The organism is Bartonella massiliensis (assembly GCF_902150025.1).
In the GTDB taxonomy this organism is placed as follows: Bacteria; Pseudomonadota; Alphaproteobacteria; order Rhizobiales; family Rhizobiaceae; genus Bartonella; species Bartonella massiliensis.
Window position 1 is genome coordinate 152,813 of sequence record NZ_CABFVS010000002.1, and the last position, 17,792, is coordinate 170,604.

13 protein-coding genes are annotated in these 17,792 nt (G+C 37.7%); 7 read left to right on the forward strand and 6 right to left on the reverse strand.

Annotation, left to right across the window (positions count from 1 at the left end; all coding sequences use genetic code 11):
- Window positions 1-1,043: 1,043 nt before the first annotated feature.
- Entirely contained in the window at window positions 1,044-2,672 is a 1,629-nt protein-coding gene (locus FNZ60_RS01060) for an MFS transporter (protein WP_142415909.1), read from the reverse strand.
- A gap of 313 nt (window positions 2,673-2,985) precedes the next feature.
- Here FNZ60_RS01060 and rpsO point away from each other — a divergent pair, with 313 nt between their 5' ends.
- From rpsO to FNZ60_RS01075, 3 genes are all read left to right on the forward strand, one after another.
- The gene (rpsO, locus tag FNZ60_RS01065) at window positions 2,986-3,255 is read left to right on the forward strand and encodes a 30S ribosomal protein S15 (RefSeq protein ID WP_142415910.1); all 270 of its coding nucleotides are present in this window, start codon (window positions 2,986-2,988) and stop codon (window positions 3,253-3,255) included.
- A gap of 238 nt (window positions 3,256-3,493) precedes the next feature.
- Window positions 3,494-5,689, forward strand: a complete 2,196-nt coding sequence (gene pnp, locus FNZ60_RS01070; protein WP_142415911.1) for a polyribonucleotide nucleotidyltransferase — start codon at window positions 3,494-3,496, stop codon at window positions 5,687-5,689.
- Window positions 5,690-5,762: 73 nt separating this feature from the next.
- Entirely contained in the window at window positions 5,763-6,758 is a 996-nt protein-coding gene (locus FNZ60_RS01075) for a class I SAM-dependent methyltransferase (protein WP_142415912.1), read from the forward strand.
- 8 nt (window positions 6,759-6,766) lie between these two features.
- Here the strand turns inward: FNZ60_RS01075 and hslU are convergent, their stop codons facing one another.
- Window positions 6,767-8,077, reverse strand: coding sequence for an ATP-dependent protease ATPase subunit HslU (gene hslU / locus FNZ60_RS01080; protein WP_142415913.1), 1,311 nt, complete (start codon window positions 8,075-8,077; stop codon window positions 6,767-6,769).
- Window positions 8,078-8,659 carry an ATP-dependent protease subunit HslV gene (gene hslV, locus FNZ60_RS01085; RefSeq protein ID WP_142415914.1) on the reverse strand — a complete coding sequence of 194 codons (582 nt, stop codon included), beginning with the start codon at window positions 8,657-8,659 and terminating at the stop codon, window positions 8,078-8,080. It lies immediately after the preceding gene.
- Window positions 8,660-8,879: 220 nt separating this feature from the next.
- Between hslV and FNZ60_RS01090 the strand changes: the two genes are divergently transcribed.
- From FNZ60_RS01090 to FNZ60_RS01105, 4 genes are all read left to right on the forward strand, one after another.
- Complete coding sequence (locus FNZ60_RS01090; RefSeq protein ID WP_142415944.1) at window positions 8,880-9,869, forward strand: asparaginase; 990 nt, start codon at window positions 8,880-8,882, stop codon at window positions 9,867-9,869.
- A gap of 176 nt (window positions 9,870-10,045) precedes the next feature.
- Window positions 10,046-10,990, forward strand: a complete 945-nt coding sequence (gene coaA / locus FNZ60_RS01095) for a type I pantothenate kinase (RefSeq protein ID WP_246054689.1) — start codon at window positions 10,046-10,048, stop codon at window positions 10,988-10,990.
- A gap of 13 nt (window positions 10,991-11,003) precedes the next feature.
- Window positions 11,004-12,377 (forward strand): leucyl aminopeptidase family protein, encoded by a 1,374-nt coding sequence (locus tag FNZ60_RS01100; RefSeq protein WP_142415916.1) that lies wholly within the window; start codon window positions 11,004-11,006, stop codon window positions 12,375-12,377.
- A 143-nt stretch (window positions 12,378-12,520) separates the two neighbouring features.
- Window positions 12,521-13,387 carry a C40 family peptidase gene (locus FNZ60_RS01105; protein WP_142415917.1) on the forward strand — a complete coding sequence of 289 codons (867 nt, stop codon included), beginning with the start codon at window positions 12,521-12,523 and terminating at the stop codon, window positions 13,385-13,387.
- 1,397 nt (window positions 13,388-14,784) lie between these two features.
- Here FNZ60_RS01105 and mutT read toward each other — a convergent pair.
- From mutT to FNZ60_RS01120, 3 genes are all read right to left on the reverse strand, one after another.
- A complete protein-coding gene (gene mutT / locus FNZ60_RS01110; RefSeq protein ID WP_142415918.1) occupies window positions 14,785-15,198 on the reverse strand; it encodes an 8-oxo-dGTP diphosphatase MutT in 414 nt (137 codons plus the stop codon).
- A 120-nt stretch (window positions 15,199-15,318) separates the two neighbouring features.
- Entirely contained in the window at window positions 15,319-16,551 is a 1,233-nt protein-coding gene (argJ, locus tag FNZ60_RS01115; RefSeq protein WP_142415919.1) for a bifunctional glutamate N-acetyltransferase/amino-acid acetyltransferase ArgJ, read from the reverse strand.
- A 133-nt stretch (window positions 16,552-16,684) separates the two neighbouring features.
- Entirely contained in the window at window positions 16,685-17,638 is a 954-nt protein-coding gene (locus FNZ60_RS01120) for a peptidylprolyl isomerase (RefSeq protein ID WP_142415920.1), read from the reverse strand.
- Window positions 17,639-17,792 lie beyond the last annotated feature (154 nt).

Here is a 17,792-nt window from a genome sequence, read left to right on the forward strand (position 1 = left end):
GTCTTCCAACTATCTTTTGGATAAAAATTGATCTTTGAGCATCTACAAATGGCATAATTATATTTACAATCAGACATCACTCTCATCGTTATAAATATTATGCAAAAGATTTGTAAAAATATCTCGCAAAGAATAAGCAATTTTAAAGATTAGTATCTTATCATTGTTTTTTATATCGAATAAAAACTGATATATCTCTCCAATTCATTGCTGGTATATTTTTTATTTCATGACATTATTTAGCTGATAACACTACATTTTTGCTCTTGCTTGTCAATCAATATTTAGGTCCAATCCTACCGCATGTTTGAAATAAGAATTAAAATGGCTCAGTATTTTAAAACAGTTCCAACTTTTTATGCCCAATATGTGTAAGGCATATATCTGTTTGCGGAATATTAAAAAACAGCTCTATTTGAGAAAATATGAAAACGTAAAGGGGTAAGCTATCTTTCATCTTTACTATTCTGCATTTAATTCGACTTTACCTTCTACATAATGAAGATTGTGCATTATCTATCTCACTCTTTTAATTCTTTCGTTCTTTGAATATGGTTATCCTTCATTCAAAGTGAAATGCTCAAAACAGAAAACTGTTGTGCTTCTCCCTAACACATTTAAAAAAAATTCTCTCTGTACTGGCAGCCTATTTTACAACAGCGTTTTTAAAGTATATAAAATTCGCTGCGCATTATCCTATCTTTACGCTTAATAAAAAGTGCAAACTGGTATCATAATCCCATTTTTCGATTTAAAAAATCGCAATAAACCCTTGGAACTTGACATCGTTCATCAAAAGTCCTTCTTTTTCTATCGTGTTTATCGCCCTTACTTTACTTGTAACGTACAAAAAGATGGTTTTTATTGCTTCAATATAAATAAGATCAATAGATTTAAAATGAAAAAAGCTTCAGATTTTTGCGATAATCATGCAACATAAAAAAAAATGACAAGACATTGTTATAACTAACTCATTCTTTTGTGCTTATGCTCACCAATTGATCAAAAGAATACATTTATTTTACAAAAAAACTTCTCTTACCTTAAGGAAGATGATCAGAAGGGACTTTTAAAAGCATTTCATTAGCTTGGGGTATGGTCTGTCGTTCAATCATGCGGTGCACCCTTATACCGTTAGGAGCACAATTTAAATGACGCAAACGCTTATTAACTTCAGCATCTGCTTTTGTACGACGATGATTGTGACGTAAATAATCTACCCATGTGGGCATATGATAAGCCTCTGTCCAATATTCAGGCCTTTCAAGATCTCGTAAAAGAACCCATTGACGCGCACCATCACGTAAACGAATATGGCGTCGACGCGTCATCACTTTGAGAAACTCTTCCAGATCATTTTCATGAATTTGATAATCGATCATGATCATGATTGGGCCACTTCTTGCTTTTAGGTCGAGTAAGAGTTCTGGCTCTCTAAAATGATCAAGAGGATTTAGATCTATCTGCGGAATTTCTTGAATTCTAAATTTTACCCCTGCAAGAGCACCAAAAATCAAGAATAAAGAACAAATACTCAAAGCAATTGTTGGAGAATAACCATCAGCCAAAGCGCCCCAAATTGCACTTCCAACAGCCATTCCCCCGTAAGATGCTGTTTGATAAAGCGCTAAAGCACGTGCCACAACCCATCGTGGTGTAGAAAGTTGTACAGATGTATTAAACAATGATAATGCCAAAACCCAACATAAACCTGCAGGAAATAAAGCAATATGGCTTACAATCAGTGAACGGCTTATTCCCAATAAAAAACAAGAAAAAGCAAAACCAATAAATGCACTGGCAATAATTGTTTCTGGACGAAAATGATGCCGTACAAATGCATTAGTAATCCCTGCTGTCATGGCTCCTAAGCCAAAACAACCAAGTAATGTACCATAAAGAAGAGCACTTCCTCCCAGAACTTTATGCGCAACAATTGGCAAAAGAGCTAAAATCGAAATAGCCCCTATACCAAAAAAGAACACTCGAACCATAATATTCAAGAGATTAGGTGACATCGCAACATAACGCAAACCATCTGAGACAGCCCCTAGAAGTCTTTCTCTTGGCAATGGATTATTTTTATAATTCGATTTCCAGAAAAATAATGCCCCAATAAGAGGGATATAGCTTATAGCATTAAACAAAAAAGCAGCAGATGCCCCCAAAGTTGCAATAACGCCGCCCCCAATAGCAGGACCAACACTGCGCATCAAATTAAAGCCGACACTATTCAAGCTCACAGCAGCAGGAATATTGTCCCTACTCACAATATCTCCTATCGTTGCTTGCCAAGAAGGATTATAAAAGGCTGTGCCACATCCAATCAAAAACGTAAAACATAATAAAAGCCAAGGTGTTAAAAATCCCATATAGGCTAAAACAAATAAACTCATGGATATAACCATCATCATAATCTGTGCGCACAACATAATTTGACGCCGATTAAAATTGTCCGCTAATGCCCCTGCCATCAAAGAAAACAGAACAAGTGGTAATGTTGTCGCACTCTGAACAAGCCCAACCATAGAATGCGAAGAACTGATCAATGCCATTAACCACCCTGCGCCAACAGCCTGTATCAGCCCTCCTAAATTAGAAATAAGAGTAGATGACCATAAATTTCGAAATACCGAATTACGAAAAAGTTTTAATGCTGAAATGCTCTGCATCTTTTTCCTCCAAATCGGTATTTATTATTTTTGTTAGCATACACACGCTCATAATCTTTGTATCAAAAGGATGCATAATTCTTTAAAAAATTTCTCATAAAACTTTATTTAAATCAATATTTCAAAACAAAAGCCTTTATTTAAAGAAAGACTCAAAATGCTGTAAAGGACTAGTATTTTAACCTTCTTTCCTATATAAAGGCGGAAATAGCTAGGAGTCTTTGACTCTGCTTAGCTTCTCGTAGACCCTTGCTGAACGACATCTCGGCTATGGGTGGCTTTATGTTTCTTCGTTTTTGGAAAGGATAATACGATGTCGATTACAGCTGAACGTAAACAAGCTCTTGTCGCAGAATACGCAACCAAAGTTGGTGATACAGGATCACCAGAAGTACAGATTGCTGTACTTTCTGAACGTATTTCTAATTTAACAAACCACTTTAAATCTCATAAAAAGGATAATCATTCTCGTCGTGGTCTTTTGAAGATGGTGTCTCAACGCCGGCGCCTTCTTGATTATCTTAAAGGAGTTGACCAAAATCGTTATCAGACACTTATCAAGAAGTTAGGTTTGCGTCGCTAAAAGAAAAATGGGGTGGTGTTAAAAAACCACCCATTTTTTCAACATGTTACTTTTAGTTAAAAATTTTAAAAACTGACAAGTTATTATGGGATAGGATTGCTCGTCTTTCGTATTTAATATGATTTAGTTCTATCAACAAATTGAAAGTATGTTGTCCACCTTAGAGCTTAGAAATATGCCATGCAAAACCAGAATATGAACAATCAAAGATTTAAACACTGGTCATTAAGGATAAAAAATGTTCAAAACGCACAAGATAGAAATTGAATGGGCTGGGCGTCCGCTTACCCTTGAAACAGGGAAAATAGCGCGCCAAGCTGATGGTGCAGTGATTGCTACCTATGGAGAAACTATTGTTTTAGCAACCGTTGTATCGGCCAAAAGCCCAAAACCAGACCAGGACTTTTTTCCACTCACCGTTAATTATCAAGAAAAATCCTATGCTGTTGGTCGAATACCTGGTGGCTATTTAAAACGTGAAAGTCGGCCAAGTGAAAATGAAACTTTGATTTCACGTTTGATTGATCGTCCAATTCGTCCCCTTTTCGTTGAGGGTTATAAAAATGATACACAAGTCATTGTTTCTGTTATACAGCATGATCTTGAAAATAATCCCGATATCCTTGCGATGATTGCATCCTCTGCCGCATTGACCCTATCAGGTGTGCCTTTCATGGGACCGATAGCGGGGGCGCGCGTTGGCTATTGTAACGGACAATATGTTCTCAATCCTCATATCGATGAAATGCCTGAATCAAAACTTGATCTTGTGGTTGCTGGAACAGAAAGTGCTGTATTGATGGTTGAATCAGAGGCTCAAGAATTGCCCGAAGATATCATGCTGGGTGCTGTGATGTTCGGTCACAAAGGCCTTCAACCTGTCATTGATGCCATTATCAAGCTTGCTGAAGTTGCTGCAAAAGAGCCTCGTGATTTTATTCCGGAAGATCTTTCTGAACTTGAAAAAGCAATGCAGGAAATGGCAGAACAGGATATACGGAAAGCTTACACTATTACTGATAAGCAAGAACGTTATGCCGCAGTTGATGCGCTAAAAACAGAAATCATCAGTAAATTTATGCCAGAAACGGAAGAAGGCTGTCAATTTAGTACCGATCAAATTGCAACCGTATTTAAACAGTTGCAAGCAAAAATTGTTCGCGGAAATATTCTTGATACAGAAAGGCGGATTGATGGACGCAATCTTTCTACCGTGCGCCCTATCCAATCAGAAGTAAGTATTTTACCCCGTACCCATGGATCAGCCCTCTTTACCCGCGGAGAAACTCAAGCCATTGTCGTTGCAACATTGGGAACTGGTGAAGATGAACAATATGTTGATGCCTTAACAGGAATGTATAAAGAAACATTTCTTCTCCATTACAATTTCCCACCATTTTCAGTGGGTGAAACAGGACGCCTTGGTTCTCCTGGTCGTCGTGAAATTGGACATGGAAAATTGGCATGGCGTGCAATTCACCCCATGTTGCCAACAAAAGAATCTTTTCCTTATACCATTCGCGCTGTCTCAGAAATTACTGAATCCAATGGATCTTCTTCTATGGCAACAGTTTGTGGAACATCGCTTGCTCTCATGGATGCTGGTGTTCCTTTAGCACGCCCCGTTGCAGGTATTGCCATGGGTTTGATTAAAGAAGGAGAACGCTTTGCCGTTCTGTCTGATATCTTAGGCGATGAAGATCATCTTGGGGATATGGATTTTAAAGTTGCAGGAACAGAAAATGGTATTACTGCTTTGCAAATGGATATCAAAATTGACGGTATTACCGAAGAGATTATGAAAATCGCACTGGAACAAGCTAAAGGTGGCCGAATTCATATCCTTAACGAAATGGGGAAAGCTTTAACCAGCGCACGAGCTGAACTGAGTGAATTTTCTCCACGAATCGAAGTGATGAATATTTCTGTTGATAAAATCCGTGATGTTATCGGCTCTGGTGGTAAAGTTATTAGAGAAATTGTGGAACAAACTGGAGCGAAAATTAATATTGAAGATGATGGTACCATTAAAATTGCTTCTGCTGATGCTAAAACCATTGAAGCAGCAAAACGCTGGATCCATTCTATTGTCGATGAACCAGAAGTTGGTGCTATCTACCAAGGAACCGTTGTAAAAACGGCAGACTTTGGTGCGTTTATAAACTTCTTTGGTTCTCGTGATGGGCTCGTTCATATTTCTCAACTGGCGTCAGAACGCGTCACCAAAACAACAGATGTTGTTAAAGAAGGTGATAAAGTTTGGGTTAAACTCATGGGCTTTGATGAACGTGGAAAAGTTCGGTTATCAATGAAGGTTGTTGATCAAGAAACTGGAAAAGAAATTACCGATGATAAATCGGTAAAAGAAGAAAAATGCATGGATGAAAAAAGGCAACCTGAAAATAAACGCCGCCGGAAGAAAAAAGAGGAATAATCTTTTCTTCTTATCGTAATTATGAAATGCCATCCCAACATTGGAATGGCATTTTTCTTTGAAAGAACCACATGTGTTATCATTTTTACCTTTTGAAAATCATGTACTCCCTTATCCAGATCCAAGCCAATGCTGGCTAAGTTTTGGTTTAACGGAAGTCCCTGCTCCAGAATGGGTGCAAAATTTAAAAATTATCACGCCTTGGCGACCTGATTTTTTTAAATTTGTCGATACTCAATTTCACTGCTCTCCTCAAATAGATAAAACTTCCCTCTATGATGGAGCATTTTTACAGTTGAGCAAATATCGTGGTTTTAACCAAAATTGTTTTCTTGATTTATTAGAATGCGTTAAACCCAATGGATGGATTATCATCAGTGGGAATAAAACAGCTGGTGCTGCTTCAATGATGAAATGGGTCAAAAATATTGTTCCCATTACCAATAAGTTGTCTAAAAATCATGGTCTCGTCTTTTGGCTACAAGTTCCTCAACAAATAGAGAAACAGAATATTTCACAATGGCGCTTACCACCACTTTCTTTTGATAAATTTCAAACCACTCCTGGTATGTTCTCACACGGTCGTATTGATCCAGGATCTGCAGCGCTTGCTTCTTATCTGCCCAAAGTTATTTCTGGGAAAACGGCTGATTTTGGGGCTGGCTGGGGCTATCTTTCTCACGTTGCCCTTGAAAGCAAGGTAAAACTGACAACTCTTGACCTCTATGAAGCCGATTACAATGCTTTGAAAGCAGCAAAACAGCACCTTAATCCCATAAAAACTCCTTTTCCAATTCACTTTTATTGGCATGACCTTGTGCATGAGCCTATCACAAATCTGTATGACACTATCATTTCAAATCCACCGTTTCACACACAACAAACGACAGATGTCTCTTTGGGAAAACAGTTTATTATAAATGCTGCAAAATGCTTAAAGCCAAGGGGCAGTTTGCTTCTTGTTGCAAACCGCCATCTCCCTTATGAAACATTATTAAAAGATATTTTCCGTACAGTGTTGATACATGAACAAGCCCATGGTTTTAAAATTATCCAAGCACGCCGATAAGTAAATCTCTAAAGAATAAAACGGGAAAGATCGATATCAGCAGCAAGTTCACCAATAGATTTTCTCACATAAGCAGCATCAATTTTAAACGATGTTCCAGCTTTATCAGGTGCCGTGAAAGAAATCTCATCCAAAACACGCTCCATCACCGTTTGTAAACGACGCGCTCCTATGTTTTCAATCCTTGCATTTAAATCCACAGCAATATCTGCCAAAGCATCAATTGCATCATCGGTAATTTCCAAATGAACCTCTTCTGTTGCCATAAGAGCAATATATTGTTTAATCAAACTCGCTTCTGGTTCTGTTAGAATACGTCGTAAATCTTCCCTTGTTAAAGGGTTCAGCTCCACGCGGATAGGCAAACGCCCTTGAAGCTCCGGTAATAAATCAGAGGGTTTGGAAACATGAAATGCACCAGAGGCAATAAAAAGAATATGATCTGTTTTGATTTGTCCATATTTTGTAGCAATTGTTGTTCCTTCAACCAAAGGCAAAAGGTCACGTTGAACGCCTTCACGTGAAACTGCAGCACTTGCGCCTCCATCTTTGGTTGCAATTTTATCAATCTCGTCGATAAAAACAATACCGTCATTTTCAGCAACACGCAGCGCTTCTTGAATAATTTGCTCCTGATCCAGGAGTTTTTCAGATTCGTCATCAATGAGCGGTTTAAAAGCATCCCTTACTGTCGTTTTACGGACTTTTGTACGACTACCCATTTTGCCCAAAATATCGGATAAATTCATAATCCCCATTTGCGCCCCAGGCATGCCAGGAATATCAAAGGTTGAAGCACTATTGCCATTATTATCGACGACTTCTATTTCAATCTCTTTCTCATCTAATTCACCTTCACGCAATTTTTTGCGAAAACTATCACGGGTAGCGGGACTTGCTGTTTTACCAACAAGGGCATCTAAAACACGCTCCTCAGCATTCATGTGAGCTTTTTCTTTTATTTCATCGCGTTTTTTTTCACGCACAAGGGAAACAGAAATTTCAACAAGGTCTCGAATAATTTGTTCAACGTCGCGCCCCACATAACCAACTTCAGTAAATTTAGTCGCTTCTACTTTCACGAAAGGTGCTCCAGAAAGTTTTGCTAATCGACGAGCAATCCCTGTTTTACCAACACCTGTTGGCCCTATCATTAAAATATTTTTTGGCATCACTTCTTCACGCATCGGCTCATCAAGCTGTTGTCTACGCCACCGATTGCGCAGTGCAATAGCTACAGAACGTTTGGCATCATTTTGGCCAATAATAAAACGATCAAGTTCAGAAACAGTTTCACGAGGGGAAAATACAACACACATTTAAATAGCTTTCTCTAAAGAAGATAATTCTGCATCCAATGTTTCAATTGTAAAATGATCATTGGTGTAAACACAAATTTTAGCGGCAATCGCCATCGCTTTACGAGCAATCGTTTCGGCATCCAAATCCAAGCCGATGAGTGCCCGCGCTGCTGAAAGAGCAAAATTTCCTCCAGAGCCAATAGCCATAACCCCATCTTCTGGTTCTAAGACATCACCAAGCCCTGTTAGAGCCAAAGTTACTTTCTTATCAGCCACAAGCATCATTGCTTCAAGACGGCGCAAATAGCGATCTGTTCGCCAATCCTTTGCAAGCTCTACACATGCACGCATAAGCTGATCAGGATATTGCTCAAGCTTTGTTTCCAATCTTTCCAATAATGTGAAGGCATCTGCCGTAGCACCTGCAAAACCAGCAATAACCGATCCGCTCTTCCCAAGACGACGGACCTTACGTGCATTGCCTTTCATAATCGTCTGTCCAAGAGAAACCTGACCATCGCCAGCCATCACCACTTTGCCATCTTTTCGTACCGTAATAATTGTTGTACCATACATTATGTCTGGCTTATGTTCTGTCATAAGGAGACTCCTTAATATTAACTTTAATTTTTAATATTGATTGCTTTGCATACAATATTAAACTCAATTGCTATTGTTCTATTTAAGAACACATAAAGCAAAACACAATGATTCAGCATAACTCAATTTATTAAAATTGAAAAAATGATACCATTGTTGTCAATGTAAATTACTGCTAAGTAGCTTTCTATAAACAGTTTGTGCCTTTTAGAGGAAAATGATGAAAAAAATAGCCATAGGAACCTTAGGTGGAACAATTGCCATGACAGCTGATCGTTTTGGTCACATGCAGCCAACTTTAACTTCAGATAGCCTCATACAAAGTGTTCCTGATTTAAATAGTGTTGCTGATATTCATGCACAAACATTAATGCAAATACCAAGTGGCTCTTTATCTTTTAAAATTCTTTTTGAAATAATCGAGTGGGCAAAACAGCAAATAAAGGCTGGTGCAACAGGGATTGTTTTAACGCAAGGAACTGATACTCTGGAAGAAACAGCTTTTTTTCTTTCTCTTTATTGGAAGGAAACTGAACCACTCATCATAACTGGTGCTATGCGCCCCCCTCATGAAGCAGGCGCTGATGGACCCGCTAATATTTTAGCAGCAACGCGTGTCGCAGTAGCTCCACAAAGCCGTAATAGAGGCGTTCTTGTTGTCATTAATGATACAATTCACTCGCCTTATTGGCTCTATAAAAGCCATACCGTCAAAGTTGAAACATTTCAATCAGGGCTCGTAGGTATTTTAGGAACTATTTTAGAGGGAAAACTCATTTATTTCAATGATCGAAAATTTTTCCCGACAACGTTTGATCTTCCCTCAAATTACGATCATCAAATTGCACTCCTCCATTCTTCTTTATCATCTGATGCAAAATTAATGAAACTCTGTCTTGAAAGTGGGGACTATGCTGGACTTGTTATCGCTGGTTTTGGTGCAGGACATTGTAGTTTTCAAGAAGCAGATCTTGTACAACAATATGCACAAAAAATACCGATTATTATTGCTAGTCGTTGTTGTAATGGCTCAACAACTCGTATAACTTATGGCTATAAAGGCTCAGAAATTGATATGATTGCTTCTGGTGCTCTCATGTCTGGTTATTTATCTGCCATAAAAGCACGTCTTCTTTTGTGGGCTTTTTTGGCACAAGGGAGCTCATTAGCACAAATCCGTGCACACTGGAATGACTGGACGATAAGCTAGTAAAGAATGATCTATTATCTTAAAGAAGAGAGTATGCAAAACAAAATTTATTTGAATACAAAGTTATTCTATCTGTCCGTTCTTAATCGGTTGCTGCGGCAAAAAAATATCGACAAATATAAATGATTGATACGACGATACAAAAAATTAATCAGGAAGATAATCTGGTCAAATGCATTCCTGACCGGTATTCCCCCTATCGTGTTTTTACTGCACAAGAATGGTCAGAGTTTCGTGCGGACACACCTCTTACTTTGACTTTTGACGAAATTAAGCGCTTACGCTCTATTGATGATCCTATCGACCTTGAAGAAGTCCAACGCATTTATCTTTCTTTATCACGTCTTCTCTCATGCCATGTTGAAGCGGTACAAGACCTTTTTCACAAACGACAGCAGTTTCTCCACCAAGAAGAGAGTAAAAAAACACCTTTTATTATTGGAATTGCTGGTTCTGTAGCGGTCGGAAAATCAACCACGGCGCGTATTCTTCAAGAATTGTTGAAACGTTGGACATCTAGCCTTAAAGTGGATCTCATCACAACGGATGGTTTTCTCTATCCTAACGCGATCTTACAGCAAAAAAATCGTATGAATCGTAAAGGATTTCCTGATTCCTATGACATTAAAAAATTGCTGTGCTTTCTTTCAGCTATAAAAGCAGGTATTGGGAATGTCCGCGCCCCACTTTACTCACATATGGCCTATGATGTTTTAGAAAACCAGACAATTACCATTGACCATCCTGATATTTTAATTGTTGAAGGCATTAATGTATTACAGGTCAGTGATCTTCCTAAAGATGGAAAAGCTATTCCTTTCGTATCAGATTTTTTTGACTTTTCAATTTATGTTGATGCCGAAACTGAAGTCATTCGTCACTGGTATTTGGAGCGCTTTAAGCGTTTGTGTAAAACAGCTTTTCAAAATCCTGAATCCTACTTTCATCGTTATGCCCTACTCAATGAAAAAGAAGCCTCAAAAATCGCTGAGGATCTTTGGCAAACGATTAATCTAAAAAATTTACAAGAAAATATATTGCCAACACGACCACGGTCTAATCTCATTCTACGAAAGGGAAAAAATCACTTGGTCGAGTATGTCGCGCTTAGACGACTATAAGGATCTCATAACCATGCATCACCACCCCATTCATTTTACCTCAGAACGTAGCGATAACAGTTGTCCTATCATCTTGATAAACCAAGAAAGTCTTGCAAACTTATCACTTGATGTCTCAACAACAGCATGGATAAAAGTTAATGATTTTACTGGAAAAGCAGGACAAATACTCTTTGTTCCTCACGAAACGGGACATTTAAAAAAAGTTTTATTTGGAATTGGCAATGGTAATGATCCCTTTATCACAGGACTGCTTGCTCAAAAACTTCCTGCTGGTCAATGGCATTTAGAAGGTGAAACCTCTGATGAAATAAATGCCTATCTTGGATTGGTACTGGGAAGTTATCAATTTAATCGTTATCGCCAAAACTCTTCTTTCAAATCATTATCCATTCATGTCAATGAAACCGTTGATCTTAATGAACTCCAACGAATTTATGAAACTGTCTTTTTCGTCCGTGATCTTATTAATATTCCAGCGAATGATATGAATCCTGATACTCTCGAGGAAGAAGCACGCAAACTAGGAAAAATCTATGGTGCTCATGTCCAAAGTATCTGTGGAGATGAACTCTTATCCCATAATTTTCCAATGATTCATGCCGTAGGACGCGCAGGCAGCGCCGCACCACGGCTGATTGAATTACACTGGGGACAAGAGCATCATCCGAAAATAACGTTGGTAGGCAAAGGTGTAACTTTTGATACAGGGGGACTGGATATTAAATCAGCCAATAACATGTTGCTTATGAAAAAAGACATGGGGGGTGGAGCAAATGTTTTAGGATTAGCTAAACTTATCATGGATGCAAAATTGCCTTTCCGTCTACGTGTTTTGATTCCTGCCGTAGAAAATGCAATTTCTGCAAATGCTTACCGACCAGGAGATATTCTTAAAAGTCGTAAAGGCTTAAATGTTGAAGTAGGCAATACAGATGCTGAAGGAAGACTTGTCCTTGCTGATGCACTTACCTATGGTGATGAAGAAAGTCCAGAATTCATGCTTTGCATGGCTACTTTAACGGGGGCAGCGCGTATCGCATTAGGACCAGATCTTCCCGCATTTTATTGTAATGATTCAATATGGGCACAACAAATTTCTGAATCGGCTCACGCTGTTTTTGACCCTCTTTGGCAAATGCCCCTTTGGAAACCTTACCAGGAGATGTTATCATCACCCATTGCTGATCTTAACAATGTAACTGGAAATAGCTTTGCTGGCTCTATAACGGCTGCTTTATTTCTTAATTCTTTTGTTGAACAAGCTAAACATTTTGCGCATTTCGACCTTTTTGGATGGGTTCCAAAAGAAAAACCAGGATACCCTGTGGGGGGATCTGCACAAACTATTCGTGCCCTTTATAATATTTTTAAAAATGAAGTTTGACACAAAATATCCATAAAGATGGACAATATTGCAGTTTCAAGAAGGATTGTGATCTTCTTGAACTGTGTGTTTGGTTTTATTTGAAGATAAAAATCTTATCAATATAGTTTTCATGAGTTCGTTTAAAGATGAAAAACAAAAAGATGATTTCTAAAGATCCGAGATTACACGCTTTTAGAGAAGATCTAGCAGACAAACGTCTTGAAACAGAAATTACAGCACGGCGCTTTGTACAAGGTGAAAAAAGACGTGTTAATGTCCCTGTTGCTGGGCTGTTTAAAGAAAACAATAAAAAAAGCGAAAGGCAGACAGAGTGCTTATTTGGAGAAGAACTTCTCATCTTTGAACACGGAGAGACTATGTCGTGGGGACAATCACTCAAAGATAATTATGTTGGCTATATTGCAACGAAAGCGCTTTGTACATCAACCGTAAAGCAAACACATATCGTTTCAGTCCCACGTACTTTTCAATATTTCCAAGCTGATTTGCGTGGACCAATGGAGTATCCTTTATCCATGGGAAGTAAGGTGACTGTTGTTGATGAAGTTGAAGTTCGTGATACGCTATATTCTATTCTTGAAAATGGAAAAGCAATCATTGCAACCCATCTGAGCCCTATTGGACGCGTGTACGAAGACTATGTTACGGTAGCAGAAACCTTTATTCGTACACCTTATCTTTGGGGAGGTGTCAGCGGTTTTGGAATTGATTGCTCGGGACTCATTCAGCTCTCTATGATGATGACTGATCAAATCGTTTTACGTGATACCGATATGCAGCGAGAAACTATAGGAAATCAACTCTCAGACAGTGATAAACTTCAACGAGGTGATTTGATTTTTTGGCAAGGTCATGCTGCCATTATGGTTGATCATGAAAATATTATTCATGCAAATGGCTTCTCTATGGACGTTATGATCGAACCACTAGAGGAAGTAATTACACGTATTGCTCAAACATATCAACGATATCCCATCGCAAAACGCCGTCCAATTCAAGAAATTTAATACCCCTCCTCTAAAAACAATTCATCAAAATCATCCGTTTGTGCGTCACAAGCAATGGTAGTGTGTGAATAAAAACGATTAAGAAAAGAATAACTCTTATGAATGCTCTCGAATACTAAGACTTAAATATAAGGACTGTCGTAAAATTGGGGCTGACAAAGCATATAATAGCACCGGCATGCTCTTTGAATATTAAGCGTAAAGGGATAGTGCTGAATAGATTTTATATTATTTCCATGAGGGGCTTTAACCTTATGCTCTTCACGAAGAACCAACGAGAAAGGGGTTTAAATGTGTTGAGAGATGTATCTTAAAAAAACAGGCCCACGAATATCAAAGCAATGGCGCTCTGTATTATATGAAGGATGCGCCTTCCTTGAACAAAGGGAATACTTTTGATCTTTTTTTAAAACTCAGATTCAATATTTATTGAGAAACCTTTATTAATACTCGTTTATTTTAAATAGTGTGAAAATTTATTGATAGACTTACTGCATAATTTTCATAAAAAAATATCCGTTAGTGAATCATAAATCCGAATTACATAATTTGAATCAGAGTTTCTTACATTATCATATTTCACTGTCTCAAACAGTTTTATTACAAATCCATAGAGAAATAAGGCGTATTATTTTGAATAAGATGCTGAAGGTAGAAATTATTACGTAGTTTTATCATTTCTTTTGCATTTAGCCTTACAGTTTTTAAAAATATACAGAGACAATATCTTTAAAAATATGAAAATTGCATAGTTTTTTATATTTAATCGTTCATTAGTCGTGTATTTTATTCGTTTTAAAATTGTTTTTCACATTATACACCACTCTTTGTACGTTATTGAAATTTTTTTGAATGAAAAATCGTAAAGCATCAAGAGAAGAAATTTATTGTTATAAAACAATATGTTATCACAATAAATTGTATTACAACGATGCTTAAGTTATTGGTCATATAAAATAATCTCTCATAACAAGCTCAAAACATCTTCTTCTTAAAGAATCTTTTGAAATTTCTCCTATTATCGATATTCATGAAATAAACGCTCCTTATATCTCTCAGTACCCCCAAGCCCACCTCACAACAATATACGAAAAAGTATAACCCCATTATCTGCCACTATTTTATGCTTATGGAATATTTAACGCCACCATTATAAATTTTGCCAATTATTAATGTTATGATAACCCTTTGACTGTTGGAGAGCGTTCTTTCAGAATGGACTTCACGTCTTTCTTAAATCGTTTATCCACGTAGCTCTCTCTGCTTGGAACGCACAAAAGACATGGCTTTGATTGATTGAGCATAGAATAGATTTTACGAGATTGGATTTTCCCATTTAATATAAAAAATTATAAATCAATACTTATAGTTAAATAATCTTTCCTTCTTATAACACATTAAAGAAAATGATTTTTTAATATCTGAATCAATGGTTTATCAGCATCAGGCATAGGATATTTATCAAGATCATTCATAAAAACCCATTCTAAACTCTGTCCCTCTCGCCCTTGCGCAACTCCCTCATAATGGTCACAAAGATACAATGGCATTAAGAGGTGAAACTTTTCATAGCTATGACTCGCAAACGTTAAAGGGTGTAAATTATTTGCCTGAACATACACACCAAGCTCTTCTTCTAGCTCACGAATCAGTGAGATTTCTGGAGTTTCACCTTGCTCAACCTTTCCACCAGGAAACTCCCATAAACCAGCCAGCGATTTTCCTTCAGGACGCCTGGTAAGCAAAACACGATTATTTTGATCTAACAATGCGCAGGCAACAACAAGAAGAAGAGAACTTTTTATACACATATCGCTCTCCAATGGGAATATAACTGTCTTTTTATCATATTCCCTTACCTTAAAAAGAATTCATATATCTCATTCTCTTAAAAAAATGATAGGCCGTTAAATATTTAGAGATTGCATCTGTTAACTTCTGTAATCGCTATTGATCATAACGTACTCTTTTGTTAAGTCGCAAGACCAAACCGTTGCTGTGCCCTCACCCAAACCAATATCAACACGAATTGTGATGTGTTTACCTTGCATATAAGAACCTACTGTCTCTTCACAATACACAGGATTTCGTTCGCCATTTACTGCCACACGATGTTCACCAAACCAAATCGTCAATAGATCACGATCAACTTCAACACCAGCCTTCCCAACCGCCATAACGACTCGCCCCCAATTTGCATCTTCACCGGCAATAGCTGTTTTTACAAGCGGTGAATTTGCAATGGATAAAGCAATCGTTTTCGCTGCATTGTTTGTTGTCGCACCCCTCACATTCACTTCAATTAAATGGCGCGCCCCCTCACCATCACACACAACTTGGAGTGCAAGTTCATGCAGAAGTGAACTTAATTGTTTCACAAAAATCCCATAACGCGGATCAGATTGACTTGTAAGAGGAGGAAAATGTTCTTTTCCTGTCGCAAACAACATAAGCGTATCTGAAGTCGAGGTATCGCTATCAACAGTAATCGAATTGAAAGACCCCTCAACGGCCTCTGATAACATGGATTGAAGTATATCTGAAGAAATCGTCGCATCACTAACCACAAACGACAGCATTGTCGCCATATCGGGTGCAATCATACCAGCACCTTTTGCAATTCCATGAATAGTAATATTCTCCCCCCCACAATCAAAAGTACGCGTAGCAAGTTTTGGGAATGTGTCCGTTGTCATTATGGCTTTTGCAGCTTCCAACCAATTTTCCTCTTCTGCTGTCTCTGCCATATTAGGTAAAAGATTTACAATACCCGATGCATCCATTGGCTCACCAATAACACCCGTAGAAGCTATAAAAATCTCATTTTCTCTCACCTTTAAAGTGTTCGCTGCTGCACAAATGATTTCATTGGTTGTATTTTTTCCCTTGCGTCCTGTAAAAGCATTTGCATTTCCAGAATTCACAACAACACCTCTTGCAACCCCATGGGGAAGCGATGCACGACAGTGCTCTACAGGGGCAGATGGACATTTTGAACGTGTAAAAACACCTGCCACACTCACTGGTTTATCAAATATAATAAAAAGAAGATCTGTACGATCTTTATATCTAATCCCAGCTTTAGCTGTTGCTATCCGTACACCTGATAATGGGGAAAGCTCTTGGATGTTTTGGGGCGCCAAAGGAGATATTTTAAAAACCACAATATGCTTTCTATAAAAACAAATAAAATAATTGCAGATCAATAATCTCTTATAAAGAGTTGCTAAGATTTTTTTTGAAAAAACAAACCTAGCAAACTCTCTATTCAAAAGACTATCTACTTATTTTTTCTCATTATTCCGTATCTTCTTCATCGGATGTCTCATCGGGAAGCAACGTCCCATTTTGATTAAGTGATTCCATAATTTTTGCAACATTAGGATCGGGATATTTCACATCTATCTTGCTCCGCAAATCAACAATGAGTTCTTGATAGCGCTTTTTTATCAACTGTGTACGCAACATCTCTTTAACGTCATCAAATGCAGGAGGTTGTTTTACACGACGATCTTCTAATTTAATAATATGCCAACCAAAAGGACTTTCAACGGGTTGTTTTGTGTATTCGCCAACTTTTAGACCAAATGCAGCATCTTCAAAAGGCTTAACCATTTGACCATGGCTAAAATAACCAAGATCGCCTCCCACAGCAGCAGAACCGTCTGTTGAACTTTTCTTTGCAATCTCTTCAAAATTTTCGCCTTTATTTAAATGCTTAATGATAGATTCTGCTTCTTTTCTCGTTTTAACCAAAATATGACGAGCTTTAACTTCATCCTCTTTAGGTAAAGCAGCAATTTCCTTTTTGTAAAGAGCTTCCAAATCAGCATCTGAAATTTTGTCAACAATCGCCTGTTTAAAATAAAGCTGTTGAAGCACATTGTCACGCATAACTGCCATACGTTTATCGTAAGCTTCTGTCTTATCAAGGTCTTTGCTTCTTGCTGCTTTTGCAAGTGCCTGCATATCCAAATAAGCTTTTAAGACCATCACACGGCGTTGTTCATCAGGAAAACGTGCTAAATTAGGATTTATTTCAAGCGCTAAATCATCCAATTGACCTGCTGTAATATTCTTCCCATCAATAACAGCCATAACATGAGAAGGAGAAACAGCCTTTTCAGAAGCTTTCTCCAAAGTCTTTAAATCATTCGACGATGAATTCAAATTTTCTTGGGCTCTAACCCCTAAACTTGTACTTGCCAATAAAGTTGATGCTAAAAACAGCGTGATAAAGTTAAATTTCATAAATATACTCCTTAAAAATGAAGGCAGGTTCAAGATTCCAATTTTCTTTACCATAACACTTTAATCTTTAAACATAGAGAAATAAATGAGTAATTTTATTTTAAAAAGTATAAAGTCGTTCTTTTATCTCGGTGTCTCCAACCCTATCTAATAC

Coding starts and splice junctions, on each gene's coding strand:
- FNZ60_RS01105 (WP_142415917.1), top strand. CDS start 12,521: ATGATTTCTAAAGATCCGAGATTACACGCTTTTAGAGAAGATCTAGCA.
- FNZ60_RS01120 (WP_142415920.1), bottom strand. CDS start 17,638: ATGAAATTTAACTTTATCACGCTGTTTTTAGCATCAACTTTATTGGCA.
- rpsO (WP_142415910.1), top strand. CDS start 2,986: ATGTCGATTACAGCTGAACGTAAACAAGCTCTTGTCGCAGAATACGCA.
- FNZ60_RS01090 (WP_142415944.1), top strand. CDS start 8,880: ATGAAAAAAATAGCCATAGGAACCTTAGGTGGAACAATTGCCATGACA.
- hslV (WP_142415914.1), bottom strand. CDS start 8,659: ATGACAGAACATAAGCCAGACATAATGTATGGTACAACAATTATTACG.
- FNZ60_RS01060 (WP_142415909.1), bottom strand. CDS start 2,672: ATGCAGAGCATTTCAGCATTAAAACTTTTTCGTAATTCGGTATTTCGA.
- FNZ60_RS01100 (WP_142415916.1), top strand. CDS start 11,004: ATGCATCACCACCCCATTCATTTTACCTCAGAACGTAGCGATAACAGT.
- mutT (WP_142415918.1), bottom strand. CDS start 15,198: ATGTGTATAAAAAGTTCTCTTCTTCTTGTTGTTGCCTGCGCATTGTTA.
- pnp (WP_142415911.1), top strand. CDS start 3,494: ATGTTCAAAACGCACAAGATAGAAATTGAATGGGCTGGGCGTCCGCTT.
- hslU (WP_142415913.1), bottom strand. CDS start 8,077: ATGTGTGTTGTATTTTCCCCTCGTGAAACTGTTTCTGAACTTGATCGT.